18 protein-coding genes and 1 tRNA gene are annotated in these 16,914 nt (G+C 52.8%); 9 read left to right on the top strand and 10 right to left on the bottom strand.

Annotated elements, in window-relative coordinates; all coding sequences use genetic code 11:
* Window positions 1-15: 15 nt before the first annotated feature.
* Together VGM48_RS19960 and VGM48_RS19955 are read right to left on the bottom strand one after the other, a co-directional pair.
* Window positions 16-717, bottom strand: a complete 702-nt coding sequence (locus VGM48_RS19960; protein ID WP_331582195.1) for a LytTR family DNA-binding domain-containing protein — start codon at window positions 715-717, stop codon at window positions 16-18.
* Window positions 714-1,745 (bottom strand): sensor histidine kinase, encoded by a 1,032-nt coding sequence (locus tag VGM48_RS19955; protein ID WP_331582194.1) that lies wholly within the window; start codon window positions 1,743-1,745, stop codon window positions 714-716. Before VGM48_RS19955 ends, VGM48_RS19960 begins: the two co-directional genes overlap by 4 nt.
* A gap of 181 nt (window positions 1,746-1,926) precedes the next feature.
* Between VGM48_RS19955 and VGM48_RS19950 the strand changes: the two genes are divergently transcribed.
* Window positions 1,927-3,198 (top strand): DUF1624 domain-containing protein, encoded by a 1,272-nt coding sequence (locus tag VGM48_RS19950; RefSeq protein ID WP_331582193.1) that lies wholly within the window; start codon window positions 1,927-1,929, stop codon window positions 3,196-3,198.
* Window positions 3,199-3,239: 41 nt separating this feature from the next.
* On the opposite strand, the gene VGM48_RS19945 is transcribed toward VGM48_RS19950, so the two are convergent.
* On the bottom strand, window positions 3,240-3,695 hold the full coding sequence (locus VGM48_RS19945) for a DoxX family protein (protein WP_331582192.1): 456 nt from the start codon (window positions 3,693-3,695) through the stop codon (window positions 3,240-3,242).
* Between VGM48_RS19945 and VGM48_RS19940 the strand changes: the two genes are divergently transcribed.
* Window positions 3,694-3,828 (top strand): hypothetical protein, encoded by a 135-nt coding sequence (locus VGM48_RS19940; protein WP_331582191.1) that lies wholly within the window; start codon window positions 3,694-3,696, stop codon window positions 3,826-3,828. The genes VGM48_RS19945 and VGM48_RS19940 overlap by 2 nt on opposite strands.
* A gap of 87 nt (window positions 3,829-3,915) precedes the next feature.
* A complete protein-coding gene (locus tag VGM48_RS19935; protein WP_331582190.1) occupies window positions 3,916-5,214 on the top strand; it encodes a hypothetical protein in 1,299 nt (432 codons plus the stop codon).
* A 13-nt stretch (window positions 5,215-5,227) separates the two neighbouring features.
* Here VGM48_RS19935 and VGM48_RS19930 read toward each other — a convergent pair whose 3' ends face one another.
* Window positions 5,228-5,971 carry a DNA/RNA non-specific endonuclease gene (locus tag VGM48_RS19930; protein ID WP_331582189.1) on the bottom strand — a complete coding sequence of 248 codons (744 nt, stop codon included), beginning with the start codon at window positions 5,969-5,971 and terminating at the stop codon, window positions 5,228-5,230.
* A 227-nt stretch (window positions 5,972-6,198) separates the two neighbouring features.
* Between VGM48_RS19930 and VGM48_RS19925 the strand changes: the two genes are divergently transcribed.
* Window positions 6,199-7,125, top strand: coding sequence for a hypothetical protein (locus VGM48_RS19925; protein WP_331582188.1), 927 nt, complete (start codon window positions 6,199-6,201; stop codon window positions 7,123-7,125).
* Between the two features lie 293 nt (window positions 7,126-7,418).
* On the top strand, window positions 7,419-8,327 hold the full coding sequence (locus VGM48_RS19920; RefSeq protein WP_331582187.1) for a YciI family protein: 909 nt from the start codon (window positions 7,419-7,421) through the stop codon (window positions 8,325-8,327).
* 17 nt (window positions 8,328-8,344) lie between these two features.
* Here the strand turns inward: VGM48_RS19920 and VGM48_RS19915 are convergent, their stop codons facing one another.
* Window positions 8,345-8,719: a hypothetical protein gene (locus VGM48_RS19915; RefSeq protein ID WP_331582186.1), complete on the bottom strand. Its 375-nt coding sequence runs from the start codon at window positions 8,717-8,719 to the stop codon at window positions 8,345-8,347.
* Window positions 8,720-9,576: 857 nt separating this feature from the next.
* On the opposite strand from VGM48_RS19915, the gene VGM48_RS19910 reads away from it, so the two are divergent.
* The gene (locus VGM48_RS19910; RefSeq protein WP_331582185.1) at window positions 9,577-10,512 is read left to right on the top strand and encodes a hypothetical protein; all 936 of its coding nucleotides are present in this window, start codon (window positions 9,577-9,579) and stop codon (window positions 10,510-10,512) included.
* A gap of 224 nt (window positions 10,513-10,736) precedes the next feature.
* Here the strand turns inward: VGM48_RS19910 and VGM48_RS19905 are convergent.
* Window positions 10,737-10,810 (bottom strand) — tRNA-Asp (locus VGM48_RS19905).
* A gap of 160 nt (window positions 10,811-10,970) precedes the next feature.
* On the opposite strand from VGM48_RS19905, the gene VGM48_RS19900 reads away from it, so the two are divergent.
* From VGM48_RS19900 to VGM48_RS19890, 3 genes are all read left to right on the top strand, one after another.
* Window positions 10,971-11,948: an acetyl-CoA carboxylase carboxyltransferase subunit alpha gene (locus VGM48_RS19900; protein WP_331582184.1), complete on the top strand. Its 978-nt coding sequence runs from the start codon at window positions 10,971-10,973 to the stop codon at window positions 11,946-11,948.
* 259 nt (window positions 11,949-12,207) lie between these two features.
* Complete coding sequence (gene dapA / locus VGM48_RS19895) at window positions 12,208-13,089, top strand: 4-hydroxy-tetrahydrodipicolinate synthase (protein ID WP_331582183.1); 882 nt, start codon at window positions 12,208-12,210, stop codon at window positions 13,087-13,089.
* Between the two features lie 271 nt (window positions 13,090-13,360).
* Complete coding sequence (locus tag VGM48_RS19890) at window positions 13,361-14,713, top strand: hypothetical protein (protein WP_331582182.1); 1,353 nt, start codon at window positions 13,361-13,363, stop codon at window positions 14,711-14,713.
* Window positions 14,714-14,760: 47 nt separating this feature from the next.
* On the opposite strand, the gene VGM48_RS19885 is transcribed toward VGM48_RS19890, so the two are convergent.
* The 4 genes from VGM48_RS19885 to VGM48_RS19875 form a co-directional block, all read right to left on the bottom strand.
* Window positions 14,761-15,663 (bottom strand): ribonuclease Z, encoded by a 903-nt coding sequence (locus tag VGM48_RS19885; RefSeq protein WP_331582181.1) that lies wholly within the window; start codon window positions 15,661-15,663, stop codon window positions 14,761-14,763.
* Window positions 15,664-15,709: 46 nt separating this feature from the next.
* Window positions 15,710-15,994, bottom strand: a complete 285-nt coding sequence (locus VGM48_RS25640; RefSeq protein ID WP_414711257.1) for a fructosamine kinase family protein — start codon at window positions 15,992-15,994, stop codon at window positions 15,710-15,712.
* 23 nt (window positions 15,995-16,017) lie between these two features.
* A complete protein-coding gene (locus tag VGM48_RS25635; RefSeq protein WP_414711258.1) occupies window positions 16,018-16,206 on the bottom strand; it encodes a fructosamine kinase family protein in 189 nt (62 codons plus the stop codon).
* 153 nt (window positions 16,207-16,359) lie between these two features.
* A complete protein-coding gene (locus VGM48_RS19875; protein WP_331582179.1) occupies window positions 16,360-16,737 on the bottom strand; it encodes an STAS domain-containing protein in 378 nt (125 codons plus the stop codon).
* Window positions 16,738-16,914: the final 177 nt, after the last annotated feature.

The raw sequence follows: 16,914 nt of genomic DNA, 5'->3' as shown, positions 1-16,914 counted from the left end.
TGGCGTGTTTTTGCGTTAGCGTTTGAGCATTCGCTGGTCGATCAGCCGCATGAGGTCTTCGCGGAAGTTGCGGCCTACCGGGAGGTGCTGATCCTGAACGACGACGCGGTTGCCTTCCATGGCCGTTATTTTGGAGAAGTTGATGAGATAGGACTGGTGTACCTTGACGAAGCTGGTGGCGGGTAACTGACTTTCGATGCCTTTTAGCGTCAGGTAGGCGAGCAACTGGCGACCTGACAGATGGATGCGGACATAGTTACCCAGGCTTTCGATGAAGTGGATGTCGGCTAATTCCAGTTTTTCTATGCGCTTTTCACAGCGTACGAAAAGAAAGTCGGTATGGCGGTGCGGTTTGAGCTGGGCGAAGTCGCGGGCTTTCTGAACGGCTTTTTCGAAACGGTGGAAGGCGACGGGTTTGAGCAGGTAGTCGATGATATCCAGTTCGTATCCTTCCAGGGCATATTTCGGGAAGGCGGTGCAGAGGATGACCATCGGCTTTACGGGAAGGGTCTTGAGCCAGTCGAGGCCGGAGACTTTTGGCATCTCGATATCGAGCAGGATGAGGTCGACGGGATGGTCGTGGAGATGGGTCTCCGCCCGTCCGGTGTTCTCGAACTGGCCGCAGACGGCGAGATAGGGCAGCTGGGCGGCAAACTCGCCAAGCACCTTGCGGGCCACCGGCTCGTCGTCTATGATGATGCAGTTGAGCTTTTTCACAGATGTAATGTTAAGGTGACCGAATAGATGCCTGCGTCTGTTCCGATATCCAGGCTATGGCGAGCGGGGTAGAGCAGTTGGAGCCGGCGTCGGACATTGGTCAGTCCGATGCCTGGTCTGCCGGGCTCGGTGTCGGCCGAATTGCGGCAGACGAAGATCAGCTGGTCACCCGTCTCATTCAAACTGATGGAGATATTATTGGCCTGGTGGTCGTCGCGGGTGGTATATTTAAAAGCGTTTTCCACGAAGGCGACGAAGAGCAGCGGGGCGATGAGGCGGTTGCCGTTGCTGATGGCGATGTCCAGCGCGATGGAGAGGCTGGCGTCGCTTCGCGCCCGTTGCAAAGCGACATAGTTTTGAAGGTAGGCCACTTCCTGATGGAGATGGACCTGGTCGGTTTCCGCTTCGTACAAATTATATCGCAGCAGATCGGAGAATTGGACGACCATGTTCCGGGCCTGGCTGTTCTGGAGATCGATGGTGCCATAAATGGTGTTGAGTCCGTTGAACAGAAAATGCGGATTGATCTGGGACCGCAGGTATTTGAGTTCGGTCTGCAGCTGGTTGATCTGGATATTTCTGACCTGGGCACGTTGTTCGGCCCAGCGTTGGGAGTAGAACAGCAGGGTTGAAATGATGATGAACCACAGCGCATAGAAGAGATTCCATTTAAAGTAGTTGTCGATCGTCATGAGATCGGTGGGCCAGACGATGGCGTCGAAGTACTGCTGGCTTTTGCTGCGCAGCAGCGTGTTGAAAGCGATGAGGAAAAGGGCGCCGAGGGCGTATGGAAGATAGCGCTTCCGTTCGAGGAACCGCGGGATGAGCAGCAGGGTATTGCCGTAAACCAGCACCGTCATCAGCAGCAGTGAGATCAGGAATGGGCTTAGCATGAACGGCCAGCCGCGTTTGATCACATAGCTCTGCATATCGATGAGCATGAAGAGGGCATACATCAGCCAGACCATCGCGTGGAAGAGATAGCGTCGGCGGAAGATGTAGGATATCGCCTGCTTTCCGTTGACCATATTACCAAAGCTAAGCAATTCGGCTGCAAGTCGGAATGGCTATTGGCCGGGGTGTGGCTCCGCGCCCGGGGGTGGGGTGGGATCCAGTCCGATATCATGAAATATCCGCCGGATGGCCTGGTAGTTCGGTCGTCCGTCAAAAAACTTTTTTTGGTGGGAAGGGGTGGGTTATATTCAGGATATGAGCCTTTCAACGCGTATTCGTTCCATCGACCTGCTTCGCGGGGTGGTGATGGTATTGATGGCGATAGATCATATCCGGGTATATGCGGGGATTCCGGCCGGGGGGCCTGATCCGGCGTTTTTTTTTACCCGGTGGGTGACGCATTTCTGCGTTTCGGGGTTTGTCTTTTTTGCGGGGGTTTCGGTGTTTTTATATGGGCAGAGGACGAGGGACAGAAGGGGGTTAGTGAAGGGAGACGGAGCGGGGTTAGACACTGGAAATAGAAAGACGGTTGAGAATGGAGACACAATGGGGTTAGGGGTTGGAGATAAAGCGACGCTTGCCCGATACTTACTTACGCGGGGGCTTTGGCTGGTGGTGTTGGAGATGACGGTGATCCGATTGTTTTGGGCATTTAATATCCATCTTACCGGCTTTATGATGGCGGGCGTAATTTGGATGCTGGGTTGGTGTATGGTGCTGATGGCGGCCGTTATCTGGCTGCCGTTGCGGGTTATCGGGGTGGCGGGGCTGGCGATAATCCTCTTCCAGTGGGTGTTTGGGCTGGCGCCGATGACCTGGACGTGGTGGAATTTCATCTATCCGGTCAGTGAGGAAGCTCCGGGTGGGATCAATGTGCTGTATGTTGTTGTTCCATGGATTGGCGTGATGATGGCCGGATATGGGTTTGGGGCCTTTCTAAAGATGGAGGCTTCGCGGCGCGACCGGTTGTGCCGATGGATCGGTCTGCTGGCGATCGGGGCGTTTTTGGTTGCGGGTAGTGTCGTGGCGGCGCGACATGGGGCGGGAGGGGCTTCGGGACAGATCTCTTCGGGGCAGCCCGTTTCGGGACAGTTTTCCTCGGGCCCACCGGCTTTTCTTTCCTTTCTTTACCGGCTGCTGGGCCAGCAAAAATATCCGCCTTCCCTGCTATTTCTTTTGATGACCCTGGGGCCGCTGATCGCGCTGATGCCTTATGCGGAGAGGGCCAGGGGTTGGCTGGCCGATGTGCTAACGACGTTTGGGCGGGTGCCGCTGTTTTACTATATCCTGCATATTCTGCTGATCCATTCTACGGCGTTGCTGGTGAATTGGGTGAGGACGGGGGAGAGCCTGCAAGGTCATTACCTGACCGCGCCCTTCTGCGGCCTGCCGGAGGCGTTACGCTGGCATTTACCGTTGCTTTATGGGGTGTTTATCGGGTTGGAAGTAATTCTTTACCTGATCTGCCGCCGGTATGAGCAGTATAAAAGAATGCATCCCGGGAATAGATGGCTGAAATACCTTTAAATTTTACGGGGCTTTTTGATAAGTAGCACGCTGCTTTTCCGTTACGTAGCACGGTGCTTTTTCTGCCGCGACGCGTCGATGGAGAAGATGCCGGCACCGGTGAGCATCAGGGTGATCAGACCGGCTATGTACAGCAGATTGATCTCGTATCCCGGCGGTCCGAAGAGGGGGCCGGTAGGTGTGAGGCCGATGGTCTTTACCGAACTAAAGCCATAGTGGCCCTGAACGAAGAACGTGGCGACGAGCATGGTAAATATGAGTGGGATAGCGGTGATCGATACATAGGCGCCGAGGAGGATCGCCAGGCCTCCGAGCAATTCCACATAGGGGCCGACCATACCATTTATATGCGGGAGGGGGACGCCCTGGAGCGCCAGGAGTTTTTCGAAACCCGATGTACCGCGGCTTATCTTAGCCCAGCCGTGAGCCATGAATCCCGCGCCGATGATGAGGCGGAGGGGAAGGGGGGCGAACAATTGTTTTGTGGAGTTTTGCATGAGCAATATTGATTTTGAAGACGTAAAGGAAGACTGGCAAAGTTATCCGCCTGCCCGGACAAAAAAGTTGAACCAGTTCATGCTGAAGATGAGGCGTTGCGGGGCTATGCAGATGATGAGCGCATTGCAGTGAGAGGGGAATTGTTGCGAACCTCAACTTATTCTTCTATATTGGGGCGATTTTTAACCCAACCTAACTAGTAACCTCTAAACTCACATCATGTTCTTTGTCAACAGGATCCTCTTCGTATCCTTATTAACCCTTTTTTGTTCGACGATCCACGCTGCTTCGAAACTTTTCCCCGGCTATATTATTACTAAAACTGGCGACACTGTTCTTTGTTCGATCGACTATGGAGATTGGTACAAAAATCCCGAAACCATCGAGGTCGAGATCAAGAATGAAAAAAAGACATTTGTCGCGGGCGATATCCAGGGGTTTGGAGTCCCGGGTTATGCCGATTATACCTCTTCCACAGTTTCCTACCATATTAACCCTACTGAAGGTACCGAACTGCCGGAAAAATTTATGGACAGTACGGTAACCAGGACGGTCTTTCTGAAAGTGGTCGTAAACGGGCCTTACCGGCTTTACGAACTGGACCTGGCTCAAAGAAAGAACTATTTTCTCCAAAAGGATAAAGGCGTGGTGAATGAACTGGTGTACCGGGTCTCGAATAAGGAGGGTGAAATAAAGGAGGACCGGCAATATGTCAATTTCCTGGCCGGGATCTTTCTGGAGGAAGAGATGTTAGACAGGTACAAGAGAAAAATATATGCTGCAGTCTATGGTTCGGATATCTCTTCGCTGGTGAATATCCTCAATGAAAAGCACGGTGTGGTGAAAGTCACGAAAAGAGATGCCGGTCATTTTCAGATGGACCTTTTCGGGGGTGGCGTGGCGCACTTTTTTTCTGGTGAGCCGGAGGGGCAGTTCCCTACCTATGGGAAGATCGGCTCTTCGACTTCCTTTTCAGGTGGGGTAAATTTTCAGTATGTGACGGGCGGCCGCTTTGGGGGTCTTAAGCTTGGTCTTTCCATTGCGTATGACCACTATGCCGGCACCGGCCACCAAACTGACTCGGTAGCAGACGTGCGTGATCTCAATGCCTGGTATATAGAGACGGTTGCGGAAAATTTGTCGGTGACGAATACCATGATCGTGGGTAATTTTTATGCAGCCTATACGCTGAATCCCAGCAGTCGTGTACAGTTTTATCTTAAGGCCGGACTTTCCATGGGAGTAGGCAAAAAAAATGTATACCTCGTGAATGACTGGACGTCTCATACTGTAGGCTTTAATAGCGGGGTGCCGATCTCAGAAAATGGACAAGGAAGTGAAAAGTTAGCCTCTCTGGTAGGCGGCCTGCCCAACTTCAACATGGGCGCTGGGATAGAAAGCGGCAGGCACAAATTGGAGGCTTTATACTATTTCCCCGCGCATGCCAGCGCGGAAGAAAGCCAGAACTTCAAGATCGGGATGGCGGGAATATATTATTATTTCACCGTTTTGAAATGATCATGCCGCGGGCCTAGAAGTCAAATGAAAAATTGGGATAGTACTGGCGGATGATGCGTTTCAGGTTGGCGGTGTCGATGCGGATGGCGTCGGGGTCGGTGCTGGTGTTGGCGGGCCGGTTCTTTCCCAGCCATGCTTCCTGGATGGGCTGACCGTTCTTCTGGTAGCCGATAATTTTCCAGTAATAATCGGGGATGAATAGTTTGCCTGCTTTGCGGGGATGGGCGGTACTGACGAGTACGCCGGTCCAGACCTTGACATCGCCGAATTCCGGGGCGACCGTTTTTATGATATACATCTCGACGCCTTGCCATTGGTGTTCGTTAAACCAGGATATCTGGGGGCAGACATTTGTGTAGTACATGCTTTCTTTTGAAGCGGTGTCATCGAAATTGAAGGCCTGGTAGGGGTTGATATGTCCTTTGTCGAGGCGGTTGTTCAGGTCGGTGGCCTCAAACTTTTTGTTGTAGGTGGTATAGTTGGAAGGGTAGCTGAATTGACAAGCGGAAGGTGTGGCGGGATCGATTGTAAAGGAGGAGGGGCGCTTAATCTTTTTTGTTTTGTCGAGGGAGATGGCAGCGCGTTCTTTCGTTTGGACATAGAAACCCTGGATCTCGGAACATTGAAGGGTGTCGAAGAGATTGGTATAGTAGGTGTGTTTGATGGTGATGGCGTGCTGGGCTTTTGTTTTGAGCGGCAGCAGCGAGATGAGAGATAGCGTGGCTCCGAGGAGGGCTGACGATGGAACTATGCGCATGTCGGGGGTGTTTTACGAACAGGAAGTTAGGTTATTCGGGAAGAGCAGGGAAGAGTAAAAACACCTGTTTTCGGTACTGCGTACTAAATAATTTGGCTAATTGCTGCGTTGTTGTATTTTTGTATTCTCCTTTGCGTGTTTCCTACGTAAGTTTTCTTTGCCGGCCGTTACGGTCGAGGTATTTCCCAGTTCACGGATCGGATAATGAGTATTCGAAAAATGGCTTTGTGATGAGAGCAGATAGAGATATTCTGTGGAAGGGAATTATTGAGGAAGTCTTCGACGACCTGTTGCGATTTGTATTCCCGGCTGCTGATGAGGTGTTTGATCTGAGGCGGAAGTTCATCTTTTTGGATAAGGAGTTGGCGCAATTATACCCGGAGCCACAAAAGCCATCAGCCACGCGGCTGGCCGATAAACTGGTTAAGGTCTACCGGCGGGATGGCAGCGCGGAGTGGTTGCTTGTTCATTTGGAAGTACAGGGAAGGGCCGAATCGGGATTTCCTGCGCGGATGTTCCAATATTATTACCGCATCCTGGATCGCTGGCGATGTCCAATAACGGCTGTGGCGATCCTGACCGGGGCTGACGGTCATCGGGTGCCGGATCGGTACGAGCATCGGTTTCTGGGTACTGAGCTGACTTTCAAATACAATGTTTTGAGGGTTGGGGCTTATAAAGAGGAAGAACTGGCTAAGAGTGCCAATCCGTTTGCGCGGGTGATGCTGATCGCGAGGCGTGCATTGCTGATGGGGAAGATGACTGAGGGGCGGATGCTGGAACTAAAAAAAGAGATGGCGACGGCACTATTGGCGATGAAAGATCTGCCGAGGAGGAAGGTTTGGGCGATATTGAATTTTCTCAACAACTACCTTGTGTTTAAGAACCCGGAGACAAATCGTATCTTTGGAGAGCGTGTTGAGAGACTAAAAAATAAATGGAATTCTATGAATATGCTTGAAGCGGTGAGGGAGGTACAGAAACGCCGGGCGAGAGAGGAAGGGCGTAAAGAAGAGCGGGAGACGCTTGTCAAAAAGCTGATTGCCGAAACCAGGCTCTCCGATGAAAAGATCGCCTCGCTAATGAGAGTTTCGGTTGCTTTTGTGAAGAGGCTGCGCAATGCCGGAAAGGTAAAGATTGCACGGAGCAAGTAAAATTTGTGTTATCATACCGGGCATCGGGATGGGCGGGTCATATTTGAATATTACGCCCGTATTCTCAGTATATCTTGATGTTATAAGCCGGCTCGTCCTTCTCTGCTGAACCAAACAATCCCTTCGATAGGTGTCCGCGGCCGTCAGCCATTTACAATGCAGTAAATTGGCATACTACGAATATTTTGAGATGGTGAGGGAGATACAGCTGTGTCGGGGGAGAGAATATACCGGCAAACGGGCTGGGGCGGGATGAAGCAGCTTGGCATGGGGTTTTAGGTGGAAAGGATATTATGAAAGCAATAAAGGGCCGAGGACAACTTCTGGCGACTGGAAAGCAGCAGGAGCAGGCGGGGCAGCCGGAAGAGGCCGCTTTGACCTACCAGAGAATAGTTGAGCAGGACCCGGCCGACCCTGATGCGGTTGCGCGGCTGCTCGTCATCTACCGGAAGATGAAAGAATATCGGAAGGAGCTGCAGGTGATCGATGGGGCGCTGGAAGAATATACGGCGCGGGATAAGGTTGCGCAGGCGGGCTGGCTAAAGGAACATCCGAAGGCTGCCGGCGCCGGCAGGGCGATGCTGCGAAAATTGGGTGGGACAACGGCTTCTGCGTTTGGCGTGGATCCTGCTGTGGCGAGACTGGTAAAAAGAAGAGAGTTGGTGCGGCGGAGGGTGGGGGGTGGACGCAGCCGACAGACGGCTGGACATCGGAAGACGGTGGTTGATGCACAGAGAAGGCGGGAAGAGATTGCAAAAAAAGCGGTTGCCTTGAGACACAGAGAGGAAAAGGCGGCTGCCCGGAAAAAGGCTGCTGAGGATCACCGGCAGGCGGCTGCCGCGCGGAGGGCAGAGAAGGAACAGGAAAAAGCGGCTGCCCGGGAAAAGGTTGCTGACGGACATGAAGGGTCGGCGCCTTCGCTTTTTGTGATCCTGCTTCGGTATGTGGCGCCGCTGGAAAAGATCGATGCCGCTATGCCGGCACATCTGGCCTTTTTAGACAAGCATTATAAAAAGGGTGTGTTTCTGGTTAGCGGCCGCCAGGTGCCGAGGAAGGGAGGGGTGATCATCGCTGCCGGGAAAGACCGGGCGGCGATAGAGGGGATAATGAAACAGGAGCCTTTTTTGAAAAGGAGGTTGGCGAAGTTTGAGGTGGTTGAGTTTTCGGCTTCCCGGGTGGGGAAGCGGTGGATGAAGGGTTAGCGCAGATAGAACTCCTGTCAGGAAAGAATATGCCAATTTGTTTTAGTAAGGGTGCAAAAGGTATTAACAATCAACCAGGCTGAAGCGGCTAAGGCATTTCTCTCGGTATCGCCAAGTCCACTGCTGATGAGGATCGTTTCCCTCCTTCGTTTGAATTCCAACGCGATCGGGTGGTCGCCAGGTAATTCGGTCATCCCTTCTTCCAGCGTATATTGAAGAGATAACAGGTTCCGGAAGGGGTCATCTTCCCTGGAGCTGTTTTCGCGCAAATCGGCCAGCAGCCGGCCGAAGGGAATATCTTCGATCTTTTGAGGAGTGGAGTGTGCAATGCCGGTGCTGCCCGGCTTGTCATAAATCCACCACTCGTGACCGGTCAAGCGCTGTACCTGCACAAAATTAGAATTTGCGACTAACTGGCGCTTTTCCTGATGCTCAAATAATCGCTCAAGAGTACGAAAGGCAGGGCTGGCGTAGCAGACTGCTGCGCGATTTCCAAGGCAACGGGCGACGGATTCGAGAGCTGCCTGCTGATGGAGGGTGAGGGGAAATTGCCAATATGCCCGGGTATTCCTAATTTCCTGTAGCCGTTATGGGGACCCTTTCGGTGTTCCGGGCGCTTGACCTGGATAAAAAGATTTGTTTTAAAAGAAGGCATGGGGGGGGCGACCGAGGGATTTCCAAACCGCATCCCAGTTTACCCGGTTTAACGGAACTCCGGGCAGCGGCGCGGCATTTCCTAACAAGGGCCAAAGGATGGGATGGCTTGAGAAAAGCGTCGCGTCAAATCCGAAGTGTTTTTCCAAGACCTGGCCCGGAGGCCAAAAGGCATTCCGGGGATCTACGAGCAATTCGAGATTCAAAGGCTCTTCGTATTCCTTTTCTTCAAATTGTGCAGGTTCTGCCATACGGAGGATTTATAATTACGATACAGTATACAATAAATGGCCGAAGCTGTAAAAATAAGAAAGGCTCACATTGCTGTGAACCTTGCTTCGCGGATCGGACGGGCCCGGTCAATGTTGCACGACATTAAAGTAGCGCACAATAATTGGAAGTAGAAGGAAACTTTCTGCAATGGATAGTCTATAAAGTTTTAAGAATTTATACTAAATAATTTGGCTATTATTACCGCTGTCGTATCTTTGTGATCTCCTTCATGTTTCCCCCTCATGTCTTCTTTTCCGGCATTGAAGCCGATGTAGTTCACAGGTCATGAATCGGATAATGAGTATTCGAAAAATGAATAGTGATGAGAACGGATAGAGATATTCTCTGGAAGGGAGTTATTGAGGAAGTCTTCGACGACCTGTTACGATTTGTGTTCCCGGCTGCCGACGAGGTATTTGATCTTCGCCGAAGATGTGTTTTTTTGGATAAGGAGCTGGCACAATTGTATCCGGAACCGCAAAAGCCTTCGACTACCCGGCTGGTCGATAAATTAGTTAGGGTCTTTCGTCGCGACGGCGGCTCGGAATGGCTACTTGTTCACCTGGAAGTACAGGGAAAGGCTGAGCCGGGATTTTCGTCGCGCATGTTCCAATATTATTATCGGATCCTGGATCGCTGGCAATGTCCTATAACGGCAGTGGCAATCCTGACGGGGAAGGACGGGCATCGGGTGCCGGATAGTTATGAACATAGTTTTCTTGGAACTGAGTTGTCCTTTAAATACAACGTGCTGCGGATCGACGGGTATAAAGATGAGGAATTGACGGTCAGTAGTAATCCGTTTGCCCGGGTCGTGTTGATCGCCAGGCGCGCCATGCTTGTAGGAAAGCTATCTGAACGAAACATGCTGGAACTGAAAAAAGAAATGGCGACGGCGCTACTGGAAATGAAGGATCTGCCGCGGCGGAAAGTGTGGGCTTTATTGAGGTTTTTGAACAACTACATCGTGTTTAAAAATCCGGCGACTAATCGTATCTTTGGAGATCACGTAGACAGACAAAAAAATAAACGGTATACTATGAATATGCTTCAAGCAGTGAGGGTAATCAATGAGCGCCGGGCGGAGGAGAATGGGCGTAAAAAAGGCGTCAAGACGGAACGTGAAAAGTCTGTCAAAAAATTGATTGCCAATTCGGAGTTTTCCGACGAAAAGATCGCTTCATTATTGGGAGTTTCTGTGGTATTTGTAGCGAAAATTCGTGATGCCGGTAAGGGTAAGCCGCCGCGCAGCAAGTAAAATTGATTTATCTTATTGATAATCGACCGCCTTCGGGCGGTTTTTTGTTACCCGGATTTTTTCTCAAAGCTTGCGCATGGTGCATCGATTTTTAGTCGCCAATTTAGTGGAGATATCTAGAATGGGGAAAAGTGACCCTTTGTTATAGTTACTTGAAAATCAAAGGTGTGAGTGTGTGGAGGATGCAAATAAGAAAGGCTCACATTGCTGTGAACCTTTCTTCGCGGACCGGACGGGACTCGAACCCGCGACCTCCGCCGTGACAGGGCGGCATTCTAACCAACTGAACTACCGATCCAACCGCCGAACTTCTGAGGGTTTTTCCGGGGGTTGAGGCCGGGAACCCAGTCGTTTTTCGGGATGGCAAAGATAGGAGAATTTTGATTTTCTCCAACAAAACTTTTATGGAAAATTTGGTTCCCTTAATTTTGGCGCAATTGTAATACATCGTGAAGAACATGCCTCAAGCAAAAAACCGCCAGTTCCTGGACTTTGAAAGACCTATCAAAGAGCTTTTTGAAGAAATCGAAAAGTTGAAACAGACCGCCGAGAAGACGAAGGTGGATCTGAGCGATTCGATCCGGAAACTGGAGGACCAGGTTATCGAGAAGCGAAAGGAGATCACCCAGCATCTGACGCCCTGGCAAAAGGTGCAGCTGAGCCGGCATCCCGACCGGCCTTATACCTTGAAGTATGTCGATAAGATGTGCACCAACTTCATCGAGCTTTTCGGGGACCGGAATGTGCGGGACGACAAAGCGATGGTGGGCGGATTTGCGCAGCTGGATGGACAGACGGTGATGATGATCGGGCAGCAGAAGGGGGCCAACACCAAGATGCGGCAGCTGCGGAATTTTGGGATGGCTAACCCGGAAGGATACCGGAAGGCACTGCGGCTGATGAAGATGGCCGAGAAGTTCGACAAGCCGATCATCACTCTCATCGATACACCGGGCGCGTATCCCGGCATGGAAGCAGAAGAAAGAGGACAGGGTGAGGCGATTGCCCGCAATATCTACGAGATGATGCGGCTGAGAGTGCCGGTGATCTGCGTGGTCATCGGGGAGGGCGCATCGGGCGGCGCCCTGGGGATCGGGGTCGGAGACCGGGTCTTTATGCTGGAGAATTCCTGGTATACGGTCATCTCGCCCGAGAATTGCAGCTCGATCCTGTGGCGGAGCTGGGATCAGAAAGAGAAAGCGGCCGAAGAACTGCGGCTGACGCCCGACAATATGTTCCAGTTCGGGCTTATCGACACGATCGTTCCCGAGCCATTGGGGGGAGCCCACTGGGACTATGCGGAGGCGGCAAATCTGCTGAAGCCGAAGCTGATCGAAACCATCGAAGAGCTGCGGCAATACAGCCCCGAGGAAAGGATCGAGAAGCGGATCGTGAAGTTCGGCAAGATGGGCTTCTGGAATGAGGTGCCGGCCTAAGCTACGAACAAACGTAGCGAAATTTGCGAACGAGGCGCTGCCGATGGCAAGGGCGAAGTTCAGCAAAACAAACACCAACAAAACCATTCCCGAAGCGACAAGGGCCGAACCCGGATCGCTGCGACCGGAGCCGATGAGGTTGATGCCGACCGGCTGAAAGAGCAGCATGGATGCGAAGGAGCAGGAACGGGAGATCCCGGACCGAACCCCAGCAGACATGATCTTTTTCAAATTCATTACCGCTTAATACTACATAGCAATGTCTCTCGTACAACAACTCCGGGGAACCGGGGTGGCAATTGTAACACCGTTTGCAGCTAATTTTAATATCGACTATCCCGCTCTGGAAAAGGTTATCGACTACGTCATCGACGGAGGCGTAGAGTATATCGTCACCATGGGCACCACAGGGGAAACCCCGACACTTTCCAAAGAAGAAAAGAGGGATATCATCCTGTTCACGTATGAGAAAGTAGCCGGCCGGGTGCCGGTCGTCGTCGGCGTGGGCGGCAACAATACGGCCGAACTGGAAAAAGAACTGGGCTGGTTCCCGCTTGACAAAGCAACGGCCGTGCTCAGCGCCAGCCCCTACTACAGCAAACCCTCCCAGGAAGGACTCTTCCAACACTATAAGGCGCTTGCGGCAGCTTCGCCGAAGCCCATCCTCCTGTATAATGTCCCAGGCCGCACGGGCCGGAATCTAAGCGCCGCGACTACGCTCCGTCTCGCCCATGAGGTGAAAAATATCGCCGGGATCAAGGAAGCGAGCGGGGACATGGCACAATGCATGGAGATCCTGCGCGACCGGCCCGCACATTTCCTCGTCGTAAGCGGCGATGACGCACTCGCATTGCCGCAGATCGCCTGTGGGATGGACGGGGTCATCAGCGTTGCCGCCAACAGCTTCCCCAAGGCCTTTTCAGAGATGGTACGGCTTTCGCTGAATCATCATTTCAAAGAGGCCAAGGCCCTCAACGACCGGCTGATCGGAGGGTATGAGCTCCTTTTCGCCGAGAACAACCCTGCCGGGGTCAAGGCGGCCATGTATGAATTGGGGCTGCTGGGGAATCATTTGCGCCTGCCGGTTGTGCCAGTGAGCGATGCGCTGCAGGCAAAGATCCACCATTACGTTAAAGGTTAGGGAAAGGCAACTGCACGCTTGAGCCCGCCGTTCTTCATCAAAAGCGGACCACGGGGCCGCTGGCCACAACCGAGCCTAATGGCGAAGGTTGCGACCGAGGGGAAGCGCGACGAAGCAGCTTCGCTGAAGATCACCCATTTAATAGACCTTGCAGAAGGGATGGGTTATTTTCGGCCTAACCCATCCCGTTGCAAAAATGAGGAAGCGGGTAATATGGATTGTGGGGCTGGCCGGGATTTTGCTGCTGGCCGCTTATTTCATAGCGGGCGCAATGATCCGGAAAAAAGTGGATGCGGCCTTACAGGCCCTGCCCCCATCCCTGCGCGTCAGCTATACCGCACTTCAGTCCAGTCTCCTTACCGGCAGCATGAGCCTCGATGGAGTAAGCGTAAGGCTTATGCGGGACGGCCATGCCTATGAGGCCGTGGTGGATCGGGTCTCTTTTGAAGGTATACATTTTTTCGAACTGATGAGAACACACCGGCTGCTCTTGCGACGACTACGGGTGGAGGGAATCAAGGCTACCGAAGAAAAGATGCATCTGTCGCTGGAAGGGAGCGTGGAACTGGATTCCGTTTATTCCATGGAGGCAGGGAAGGCGGATTCCTCGTTGGACGCGGGGAAGGTCGGTTTCGGTGAACTGCGTCTACGGATAAGCCGGTTACGATGCCGGATACCCGAAGCGGATGAAGCCGTTCACCTGGTCAATATGGAGCTGGACAGCAAGAACCGGACCTTACGCCTCGACACGCTAAGGTTGATCCCTCTTCTGGACCGGGAACAGATGGGCAAGAAGAACGGCCACCAAATGGACGTCTGGGAAGCGACCAGCGAGGGGATCGCGGTGGATGGACTGGATATCATGGGTCTTCGGGAGCAACGGGTCACGGCGGAGACTATAGCGGTTCACAAGAATGTCATCCGGGTCTTTCGTGACCGGCGGCTGCCGCTGGAGCCCGGCGTGAAGCCATTGCCGATGGAGTCTTTGAGGGCCCTCCCTGTGGCGCTGCGGATACACACCGTGCGGATCGGCCCGACGAATTTTACCTATGAGGAATTGCCAAAGGACGGCGGAGAACAGGGGACGCTGAAGATCTACCGGATGACGGCGACGCTGCAGCCGCTGATCAATCACCCCGCGGCGGAAGACCCCGCCTATCTTACCCTCACCACCGACGGTTCGCTGATGAATTCGGGTACCGTCCGGGCGACCACGAGGATACCCCTGCATAAGGACGAGCCCTACCGGGTGGACGGGGCTTTTCACGATCTGGATGTAACACGGCTGAACAACCCGGCGGAGAACCTCGGGAAGCTGCATCTTGAATCGGGCATGCTGAACCTGCTGGATTTCCATTTTGAGATGAGCCGGGAGTGGGCGACGGGACAGGTAGACGGACGATACCACGAGCTCGTGGTCCAGAAATTGAGGAAGAATGGAAAGGAGGATAAGTTCAAGTCGTTTGCGCTGAAGCATTTTATCATTCCGAAGAATAAAGAAAAGGCGACAGGCAAGGTGAATTATAAGCGGGATCCGGAGCGCTATTTCTCCTACTATCTATTGCATTCGCTGCTGGTGGGGGTGAAATCGAGTTTTTCGCTCGGGTTCCTGCTGCCAGGTTAGCGGGGGTGGCTCCGGGGGAAGCCGGTGCATTCCATGATTTAGCCGGGCTATATCCTATAGGTGACGCCTTCCATAGCCAGGTCGGTATTGGGGAAGATCTCGCGGGCCTCCTGTTCGAAGACCTGCAGCTTCTCGTATTTGGAGCTGAAATGACCGATGATCAACCGGCCTACCCCGGCGATTCGGGCGATCAAGGCGGCCTGGGTGGTCGTACTGTGAAAACGTTTGCCGGCCTGTTCGTTCAGGTCTTTGAGGTAGGTGGTCTCGTGATAGAGGAGGTCCACGCCTTTTACGTACTCCGCGATCCGTTCGTCGAACAGCGTATCAGCGGCATAGGCATAGGACCGGGCTTTTGCCGCGGGTTCGGTCACGGTCAGATTTTCGACCAGGAAGCCATCCTTGCGGAGGTAACTTTCGCCCCATTTGAGGCGGTCGAAGAAGGAGGAGGGGACTTCCATCTGCCGGGCTTTTTCGGGGTTGACCCGGCGGAAGGGGCGGATCTCCCGGAAACGGAACCCCCAGCATTCGATGCGGTGGTAGACGGGGAAGCAGCTGACCTCGAATTTCGATTCATGGACGATGACTCCTTCTGCCGTCAGGGGATGGAAGTGCAAGGGGTAGGAGAGCTGGATATCGGCGACCTTCAACTGCAGGCCGATGATGTCTTCGAGGGGGGACGGTGCGAAGATGTGGAGTTCCTGGGTGCGGCCCAGCAAGCCCATGCTGGTCAGCATGCCGACGAGTCCGAAGTAGTGGTCGCCATGGAGATGGGAGATGAAGACATAGTTGATCTTGCTGCGGCGGATCTTGTATTTGGCCATCTGCATCTGCGTTCCTTCGCCGCAGTCCACGAGGAATATCTGGTCTTCCATGGTGACGACCTGGGCCGTGGGGTGACGGTCAAAAGCGGGCAGAGCGGAGTTATTACCTAAGATGGTTACGGCCAACATAGTAGCGAATATAGGTGTAAACGCGGTTAATAGTTGCGGATTGTGTTCAAAATTTGTGGCTTGTAGGTTTGGCCGAAAAGGTTGAGGGGTCCGAGCTAAAGCGAAGGACCCGAACGAGGCCTTGCCGGCGGCAAGGGCGAAGTTCTGAGGAGCGGGTAGAGATTGCAGATATCCCATTGCCTGCGATAATCCGGGGGAAATGGGTAATGGTGATGGTATGCTTCGTGGAAGGGCTTTTCGAAGCCGCCGAAGAGGTGGTCATGGCGAGGTCCATGGAGCGGTGACCGTAGTAGACCGCGGGATCGATGAGGACGGGGTGACCGGCGGCCAACCGGATCTGGGGTTCGAGGCGGCCTAAAGGCAGGCGATGGTTTCGGGGATGCGGATGATGCGCTTACACTGCAGTAAGGCAAGACCCGTAGCCTCCCGTACGAATAACTGCGGAAAACTGCGGGTTTCGTTGAACTTCGCAAACCATCTGCTGTTATGGTTCGTAGATAGTTGATATGCAGCGTTGATGGAGCCTCGACCTACCTGCCGCAGGATGAGTTCCGCAGCGGCTGGGAGACCGGTGGCTCCGAGGAGGTGATCATGAAGAAACTGTTTGATTTCCAGAGGTATTGCTGACTTTCTGTCCGTTGTCCTTATTCGTTTGCGTCAAGCCTGCAGGGTCCATGTAGTGGCCCGGACCGGGCATCAATCGGGCCCGTTTAGCAGTTCTCTCTCGACCTCTTCCAGATGGACAATATCCCAGGCTTCGCTCTCCGTAGGCGTGACGTTCATGAGTTCCAAAAGGCCGTTGTCTTCCAGGCCTTTCTCGACTTCCGGTGTAAGCTCACAAATGACAAAGGAAGCGCTGTCATCGTAGAAACTCTGCTGGATGCGAACCAGGCTTTCAGCAGCAGCATCATCCAGCTCGCTGGTGTCTTTTAATATGAGAACCACGTTTTTAACTTCTTTTTGCAGAATGGGCAATAAACACCGCTCGAGCTCTTCTGTCATATTAGCAGCAAGAACGGGATCCTGGATGGTAATGGCATGAAATTTTTCTCTGGTATCAATTTTGACTTGCATAAACACTAATGTTTATTAACGGCCGTTAATAAAGTGGCGGAAACAGAAGTCAAAAATATTCGTTATTATTGTATAAAGCTCAATAACTTAAAAATGGATAATAATTTTTCAGCCCAGGTAAAGGAGATTATATCGTTCAGCAGGGAGGAAGCTTTGCGACTGGGGAACGATTTTATC

It is taken from the genome of Puia sp. (assembly GCF_036500295.1).
In the GTDB taxonomy this organism is placed as follows: domain Bacteria; phylum Bacteroidota; class Bacteroidia; order Chitinophagales; family Chitinophagaceae; genus Puia.
The sequence above is the reverse complement of the archived record's forward strand: the minus strand, read 5'-3'. Positions and strand labels throughout refer to the sequence as shown.

Bases quoted from the DNA above. Each gene is read 5' to 3' on its own strand.
- VGM48_RS19910 (WP_331582185.1), top strand. From the start codon at position 9,577: ATGAGAACGGATAGAGATATTCTCTGGAAGGGAGTTATTGAGGAAGTC.
- VGM48_RS19930 (WP_331582189.1), bottom strand. From the start codon at position 5,971: ATGCGCATAGTTCCATCGTCAGCCCTCCTCGGAGCCACGCTATCTCTC.
- VGM48_RS19940 (WP_331582191.1), top strand. From the start codon at position 3,694: ATGAGCAATATTGATTTTGAAGACGTAAAGGAAGACTGGCAAAGTTAT.
- VGM48_RS19935 (WP_331582190.1), top strand. From the start codon at position 3,916: ATGTTCTTTGTCAACAGGATCCTCTTCGTATCCTTATTAACCCTTTTT.
- VGM48_RS19890 (WP_331582182.1), top strand. From the start codon at position 13,361: ATGATCCGGAAAAAAGTGGATGCGGCCTTACAGGCCCTGCCCCCATCC.
- VGM48_RS19900 (WP_331582184.1), top strand. From the start codon at position 10,971: ATGCCTCAAGCAAAAAACCGCCAGTTCCTGGACTTTGAAAGACCTATC.
- VGM48_RS19950 (WP_331582193.1), top strand. From the start codon at position 1,927: ATGAGCCTTTCAACGCGTATTCGTTCCATCGACCTGCTTCGCGGGGTG.
- dapA (WP_331582183.1), top strand. From the start codon at position 12,208: ATGTCTCTCGTACAACAACTCCGGGGAACCGGGGTGGCAATTGTAACA.
- VGM48_RS19875 (WP_331582179.1), bottom strand. From the start codon at position 16,737: ATGCAAGTCAAAATTGATACCAGAGAAAAATTTCATGCCATTACCATC.
- VGM48_RS19945 (WP_331582192.1), bottom strand. From the start codon at position 3,695: ATGCAAAACTCCACAAAACAATTGTTCGCCCCCCTTCCCCTCCGCCTC.
- VGM48_RS19885 (WP_331582181.1), bottom strand. From the start codon at position 15,663: ATGTTGGCCGTAACCATCTTAGGTAATAACTCCGCTCTGCCCGCTTTT.
- VGM48_RS19920 (WP_331582187.1), top strand. From the start codon at position 7,419: ATGAAAGCAATAAAGGGCCGAGGACAACTTCTGGCGACTGGAAAGCAG.
- VGM48_RS19955 (WP_331582194.1), bottom strand. From the start codon at position 1,745: ATGGTCAACGGAAAGCAGGCGATATCCTACATCTTCCGCCGACGCTAT.